General features: G+C 45.0%; 10 protein-coding genes. 1 reads left to right on the top strand and 9 read right to left on the bottom strand.

The features are described from left to right. Window positions 1-342 precede the first annotated feature (342 nt). From ABEA66_RS04170 to ABEA66_RS04155, 4 genes are all read right to left on the bottom strand, one after another. The gene (locus ABEA66_RS04170; protein WP_345586293.1) at window positions 343-900 is read right to left on the bottom strand and encodes a DUF3102 domain-containing protein; all 558 of its coding nucleotides are present in this window, start codon (window positions 898-900) and stop codon (window positions 343-345) included. A 459-nt stretch (window positions 901-1,359) separates the two neighbouring features. After that, window positions 1,360-1,710: a hypothetical protein gene (locus ABEA66_RS04165; RefSeq protein ID WP_345586292.1), complete on the bottom strand. Its 351-nt coding sequence runs from the start codon at window positions 1,708-1,710 to the stop codon at window positions 1,360-1,362. Continuing rightward, window positions 1,697-2,008 (bottom strand): hypothetical protein, encoded by a 312-nt coding sequence (locus ABEA66_RS04160; protein WP_345586290.1) that lies wholly within the window; start codon window positions 2,006-2,008, stop codon window positions 1,697-1,699. Before ABEA66_RS04160 ends, ABEA66_RS04165 begins: the two co-directional genes overlap by 14 nt. Before the next feature lie 168 nt (window positions 2,009-2,176). Further along, on the bottom strand, window positions 2,177-2,395 hold the full coding sequence (locus tag ABEA66_RS04155) for a hypothetical protein (protein ID WP_345586288.1): 219 nt from the start codon (window positions 2,393-2,395) through the stop codon (window positions 2,177-2,179). Window positions 2,396-2,539: 144 nt separating this feature from the next. On the opposite strand from ABEA66_RS04155, the gene ABEA66_RS04150 reads away from it, so the two are divergent. Then, window positions 2,540-2,779 carry a helix-turn-helix domain-containing protein gene (locus tag ABEA66_RS04150; protein ID WP_345586286.1) on the top strand — a complete coding sequence of 80 codons (240 nt, stop codon included), beginning with the start codon at window positions 2,540-2,542 and terminating at the stop codon, window positions 2,777-2,779. A gap of 37 nt (window positions 2,780-2,816) precedes the next feature. Here ABEA66_RS04150 and ABEA66_RS36300 read toward each other — a convergent pair whose 3' ends face one another. From ABEA66_RS36300 to ABEA66_RS04130, 5 genes are all read right to left on the bottom strand, one after another. Then, window positions 2,817-3,122: a helix-turn-helix domain-containing protein gene (locus ABEA66_RS36300; RefSeq protein ID WP_377740210.1), complete on the bottom strand. Its 306-nt coding sequence runs from the start codon at window positions 3,120-3,122 to the stop codon at window positions 2,817-2,819. A 485-nt stretch (window positions 3,123-3,607) separates the two neighbouring features. Then, window positions 3,608-3,877, bottom strand: coding sequence for a YolD-like family protein (locus tag ABEA66_RS04145; RefSeq protein ID WP_345586350.1), 270 nt, complete (start codon window positions 3,875-3,877; stop codon window positions 3,608-3,610). A 201-nt stretch (window positions 3,878-4,078) separates the two neighbouring features. Then, complete coding sequence (locus ABEA66_RS04140; RefSeq protein WP_345586284.1) at window positions 4,079-4,606, bottom strand: phage integrase SAM-like domain-containing protein; 528 nt, start codon at window positions 4,604-4,606, stop codon at window positions 4,079-4,081. 367 nt (window positions 4,607-4,973) lie between these two features. After that, on the bottom strand, window positions 4,974-5,999 hold the full coding sequence (locus tag ABEA66_RS04135) for a tyrosine-type recombinase/integrase (RefSeq protein WP_345586282.1): 1,026 nt from the start codon (window positions 5,997-5,999) through the stop codon (window positions 4,974-4,976). A 218-nt stretch (window positions 6,000-6,217) separates the two neighbouring features. Further along, on the bottom strand, window positions 6,218-6,589 hold the full coding sequence (locus ABEA66_RS04130) for a HesB/IscA family protein (protein WP_079909683.1): 372 nt from the start codon (window positions 6,587-6,589) through the stop codon (window positions 6,218-6,220). Window positions 6,590-6,803: the final 214 nt, after the last annotated feature.

The raw sequence follows: 6,803 nt of genomic DNA, 5'->3' as shown, positions 1-6,803 counted from the left end.
GATCCTATGGCGAGGGTTACCGTATTCATCACGATAACTCTGCGTAAGTTGAGCGTACAGAAGCCAGGCTTGTCCGTAAGTCAATTTACCGTTTACCCACTTACGCTCCCCTCTACGGGACTTTCTTTTCCACCGCACAAACATCTAACTGCCTCCTCGCTTAGCGCTTATACTCCATTAAACGAACGGACTAGGAGCCTCGGACACTTTTGGGGAATTTTTACACTCTCAATAATATAGACAACGCCCAAACTATTTTGGCGCAAAAGTTATTACGCACCCGCCGAAGTGTTTCGCGCACATCTTACGTCTCAATATCGCCAAACCGATCTTCGTACCTTCTTAATCGTTCAGTTTCAGAGGCATCGCGCACGTACTCGATCCTGGGCAGTTGTTCCTCGATGCTATTGATAGTCTGGCGAAGTACCTCCGCTTCATTCTCGGCTCGTTCCCGCGCCCTACGCTCGGCTTCGCGGTTTCCTCCGCTTTCTTCAGCGCGGCTTTAACTTCCCGCAGTTCACGGACGGTCATTTCGTCGACCGTCTTTGTTGCGCCAGTGGACGGGACTATATGTGGGCGTTCACGTTCCTCTGCCGGGAGTGTGGCGATTTCGTAGAGCGCTCGGAGACCCAATGCGTGGTACGTACCACGGTATCCATCGCCAAATTCGTTTACAACAGCAATGAACCGTCGAGCTTGAGAGTCGTCGATATCTACCTCACGCAGCCACTCAGACCATCCCCCATGCTTCTCTGCTAGCTTTTCATCGCGAACTTTCTTCAATCGCCTCCCTATTTCGAAAATAGCGTTGCCAGCGATTTGCTTATACGAGTTGATCTCGGCTGTAATGACGGTGATGTCCGATGATAACGAAGTGTCTTCGGCTTTAACTAGCGACATGCCTGCGAACCTCCTATCGTTTTGCGTTTATACCGGATTATATCCACGTGGTTTTCTTTCGCACACTTCCGCGGAAATAAATTTTTCATTTTCGCTTTCGATAGTTACGTCGACAGCCGCGTTAAAATGGCGCACTTTTGAGGAAAATATTTTTGAAACCTTCCAACGGGAACATACGTACTACTTTTTATAGAAGGAAGGAGCCCGAAGCAGCCACCTATACCGCTCCGAGCTCCTCTCGCAGATCCACCGTTGGCGCGGCGTTTCTGCTTGATCGGTACCTAACGGACTCTGCAGCGTCCCCGATCATTAAAACTTGTCCGCATGGAGGTCTGTAGATCGGTTGGCGCCGTATCTACAGTACGGACTAATTCCGATAAATCCTGGGCGGCCGATTCATCCGCTCCCCTGTGCGGCTGTTGACGCAGCCGTTTCGATCCCGGTTCATCGCGGTGGCCTCTAATAATTTAGCGATTCTCTTATCCGGATTGAGTTTGCGAGCACTCGTCGGAACTGCTTGTCCATTTCGGTTATGTCGGCGCGTTCCAGCATGAGAAAAACCGGCCGCATAAGAAGTAGTTGGTCTTTCGCGACGCGTCTTTGACGGAGCAAATCCCGTAACATTTTGGCCGCAGCATAACCACTCTCTACATCGTGTATCTCACGCTTCTCGATTTCGTGCATGACCTCGTTAATTGTCCGATCCAGTTGGGATAGGTGTTCGCTCAACTGAGCGTAGGCGTTTTTTACGCTATCGTGCAAACTACGGCTCTGTTCAACATAGGTCGCCGCTTCATTAATCGCGTACAATCGGAATCTCCTCACATTCGTGGATAACATGGTAGTTCAGAAGTTCGTACGCCGACATTGCGCGCAGCTTTTCGTCGAGTTCGATTAGCGCAATCTCGCCGCGGTCCGTCGTTCCTAATTTAATACTGGCGAAGTGCTCGACATAAACGTCCTTCTTTTGAGTCGGCGCGACCATTACATAATTTACGGTACCTTCGTAGAGGAAGAGCGCATGAGTGCCGGCAGTTGAGACGAGATAGGCCGGAATTACTTCGACCATATTATCTCCAGTGTCAATGACGAGGTTTATACGTTTCATGGCGTGAGCCCCTTTCGTTTTAACTAATAAAATACTACTTCTCTAGGATCTCGCGAATGAGCATCGCTAGGAAGAATGCGATAAGCTTTGCGATAGAGCGAGCGGATAGGCTGCGACGTTTGCGGTTAGAGGGTGAAGGTGTGTAAAACGAAGCACCATATGCGGACATTAGGCGGACACCTCCTCGATGTTATTATCGGGGTATTGCGTAAAACCCAGTTCTGCGGCTACTTCAGCGGTAATATCTTCGCAAATTCCGGCAGTTGCGAGAGGGCTAACGCCAACTATGCGGGCAAAAAATCGAGGTTGAAGGGCGATACGTTGCGAGGTACCTTCGAGTTGGACTTCGTGGACTCCGTGGTTATTGCGATAAAAGATAATTGTCATATTTGAAACCTCCTCTATATGTTTAACGTATGTAATTATAACTACTGTCGTTATATCTACAGTCAGTATATATCTACAGTCGATAAACGTCAAGAATAATTTTCCACTAATTAATTTTTTGTTGTATAATGGGAGGCGTAAGGGGTGAGTATTTCATTGGCGATCAAATTTAAGTTGGCTGAGGTTCTTGAGGAAAACAATATTACAAAGAATGCTTTAGCCCGTGAAGCGAAGATCAGACCAAACCTTGTATATGAGATGTGCAATAATGAGACAAAACGCATCGAGTTGGAGACGTTCAATAAGGTCATGACGACTCTAAATGAACTGGCTGGCGAGGGAAAGAAGATAAAGATAGAAGACATAATGGAGTTTATAGAGTAATGACCGCCTCCTCTACGGAAAGCGGTCCTTTTTGTTTTCACATAAACTTTTTACTATTCTCGTTAGTTGTTGGCCATATCACGTGATCGATTATAAAGTCAAACGTTACCCCTAGTATTTGTAAGTATCTTTCTGAGGGCCAGGCTGGATTGTATGGAAGTCTCGACTCTAGACGCCTAATGACGCCGGCTGATACTCCACATTTCTCTGCGTACTCTTCCTGTGTCAGGTTACCAAGTGCTCTGCGACGTAATCTACACAAGTCCCATCGTGTAGTTATTAGCAACCGCTCAATTTCCTCCGGAGTGTTTCTGATAAGTTGAAAGTATGCTCGACCACGCATCACTCAAACCTCCTGTCGTTTATCTTGTGATGATAAACTATATGCATTTACCTCGAGCTGTATGTGTGTTATCTTATGACGCTCGATGCGACCTCCAATAACATAAGCTGCGCCACCCCTTTCGTTTAATATCCGTTAGGATAGTTCCTGCGCGACGGAATCGTTAACACGCCGCATAATCCGCGTTACTACGTCGTTCGGAATATTCCGTACAAAAGTCCGCTGTGGTATAGCTGGCGGAATAGATTGCGGAAGATTGAGTAGGAATGGATTGCGGTATTATTTGCTGGAAGAGATCGCGGAAGGTGGCCAGGAACATTCCGCACAGATTCCAGTGTCTACAATTATGAAAAAGACGGCGGCCGATCGGAGTAAATCCCGATAAGCTACCGTCTTATTTTTATCGTCAATTTTACACAACGCCATTACACTGTTTAGATTACCTGAGATCGATTTGGAACGTTCCGCCATCTAATAATCGATATCTACTCGTAGAACATTCGCAAATTCAACGATCTTCCAGTCAGCGCCATCTTGACGAGTTTCAAACGCGGATCTAAGCCGCCGACAATTCCTGTTATAATGCGGTCCTCATACCCATCGAATAACGTAATGGTGACGGTTAGACATCTCTTAAGCGACACAAGTAAACATCCAAAAAGTTCCTCTTGCGCCTCCTCCGTTAACTCTGGACGCTGGCGCATTTGTGCGTCCTTATCGCGTTCAACGATCGAGTCTTTGTGTTGAGGGAGCATCATTCGGGGGGATTCCCACATAACGTTGTAACCTGGCGTGAGTTTATTCACATTCACAGCGATAACCCCTTTCGAAATAAGAACGTTTGTTCCTATTATAACTGGCATCGGGGTTAATTAAAACGGGAAAATATACCAATCTATAGCATCAATCTCTGCCGGGCTTACATATTATTATATGTTTGCTTATTTACAAAACCCCTATCCTTTCGTGAAGTTCTTCTTAGCGAGTTTATTTATAGCTATATTATCTGGATAGTAATTATCTTTCAATCTTCTACGAAGAAAACGATACGCCTCATCACTACTTTTTGCACTCACTCTAAATTCCCCATCATTGTCAAATTTTATCACGAAGATATACTTTTCTTCTAAGGATTCTCTATTTTCAATGACACCCTTTAGTGTAATTTTCTCAGCTGGATTAAAGTCAACTAATTTTTTAGCCAAGGCATATTTGTAGACGTTTCTTATTGTATCCAATCTCTTACCAATAGTCCCACGAGATAGCTTCTCTCCATTATTTTTAACAGCTTCGTCAATCATAAATAGTACGTACTGCTTAATAATTTTATCGTTCACTCTCTTGGGGGTTGAGTTAGTGTGGGTCTCCTTAATCCACTTAGCAAATAAACCCCAATTTGACTTTTCCATAGCTATATAGTCCGGTTTTATGTCTTCTTTGATAATAGTAAAAAATTCTTCAAAATTCATACTGTTACTTTTCATGTCTATTCTCTCCTAAAATCTCAAGTTAGTTTTGAAGAAATAAAAAACCGCCGATTCGCGTTATCTTCGCGTCGACGGTTCGTTAAGTCTTCGTTAATGTGTAATATGCTGTTGAGTGTTGCAATCTGAATGATTTTTTTACTGACCTAAAAGGGCTTATTGCCATACAATCCACCTCCCTCTTTTCAGAAAAAGTATAACATAGATATTGAGTTGGGCGCTATTAGAGTTAATTTAACGGACTTAATCGAAAGCTCGCGCAATATTAACGAAGTACAACGAAGAAAATGCGCCCATTAACGTAATTGATCCGCCAATGAGCGCATAGAGAGTTATGCAATTGATTTACCGGGTTGTTGGGACGTAATCAAATACGCTTTTTGACTAATGTATTCACTGGCGAATAACTATCGTGACTCTTCCGCATTTCTTCCGTATTCATTTGAATATAACGACGCATTGTACGGATATCAGACCATCCGCCGATCTTCTGCAATGTGAACGGATCGCACCCGTTAAGTATCATATTCTTTGCCCATGTGTGCCGGTAGACGTGTGCTGTTAATTTCTTGGCGCTAATGCTGGCCTTTTCCGCGTAGTATTTCAGCCGCTTATTGAAATGATTAGCGGAGATGGGTTCGCCGTTAATGGACATAAAGAGTCGGTCCGTCGTGAAGTGCTGCCGATTCTCTCCGATCAATTGTAGCAGAAGCTTAGCCGTATGTGCGGAAATAGGAACAAGCCGCGGCTGTCTGTTCTTTGATCGCTCTCCTGGTAACGTGATGAATCGCGTCTGAAAATCGATATCGGCCGCACGCAAACTCAATAACTCAGATACCCGTAGACCAGAATCTAGCATCGTAATAATGGCGATATAGTCTCTAAAGCCTACAAAATCACGTTGATTCGGCTGCGCAAGGATTGCCTTTACCTCTTCGTCCGAGAAACAGTTCGTTAAATCAACGTCTTGGCGGAGTAATTTCACGCTAGCGATCGGATTTTCTGAGATAAGCCCGTCCCGTTCCAGTTGATTAAATATCGCCTTAAGTACGCGCAAACGAATGTTAACGGTAGTATCCGATAAGCCAACGCCGTGATCCTTATGCCCGTTATACTTATGACCCGCATACTTTTTCGCGTCATATTTCATCCAGGCGATATGATCCCGGAAAATAGCTGTTGTCAACTCATGAACGAACTGGATATCCGGATGGTACTCCTCTAGCCACTTCTTAAAGTAACCGAAATCCTTTACGTAATCTCTTAAAGTCCGCTCTCTTAAGCCTTCCGATCGTTTAACGCTGATAACCAAATCTAACGCGCTATCTAACGTCAATTCGGGATACTCCACGCTACTTACTGTAATTTTACGTTTCTTCTTGTGCAAAGCCAAAATAAAAACCTCCCCTTCGGATAGACGCGATATCAACCGTTGGAAAGGCCGTGATTAGCAACCCATAAACCCGCATATTGGGGTTGTTACTGTACCGTCGAAGAGTTGTTTACACGCCATTTTTACCCGTGATTAGCAACCCTACGTACATTCACCGAAATGCTACCGCTTAGGCTAACGTTCAGGTCACCGGGGACTCAAAACGCTGAAACTCCGTATTACGCCTCGACCTTATCGTCGCATTTCTCCGGAGCACCCTCTTCGTCCTTCACTTTAAAGGAAGAGCCGCAGCCGCAGGAAGCTACCGCGTTAGGGTTGTCAATGGTGAAGCCGCCGCCCATGCCGGAATCCTTAAAGTCGATCTCGATACCGTACAAATACTTGGAGCTGTCGGCGTCTACTACGACTTTCAGTCCGTTGATTTCAAAGCTCTTGTCGCCTTCCTGCTCCTTATCGTCAAATCCCATGCCGTAAGAAAAACCGCTGCAGCCGCCCGCTTTTACACCCAGACGCAAAAACAAATCCGGCGTTCCCTCGTTCTCCAATAGCTCTTTAATTTTATCGCATGCTGTATCGCTAATTTTAATCATGATGATTTCCTCCTTGCTGATTTAGGTTAACCCAAGCAAAGCTCAGCTTCCTTGGCTTTATTTCTCTCATAAAGCTTCTTCTATTACAGTATACTCCTTATAAGGATTCTCCTCAAGGACTTCCGTCCCTTCGCCCTTTATAAATTCATCCGGACGCTTGGAAGGCCTTTTGTCGAACTATGTATTGCTCGTCCACAATCTGAGGTTTATAATA

Origin of the sequence: Paenibacillus vulneris, from assembly GCF_039543185.1 — a bacterium.
Classification (GTDB): Bacteria; Bacillota; Bacilli; order Paenibacillales; family NBRC-103111; genus Paenibacillus_S; species Paenibacillus_S vulneris.
Note: the sequence above shows the minus strand (reverse complement) of the source record. Positions and strands in the feature narration are given on the sequence as shown.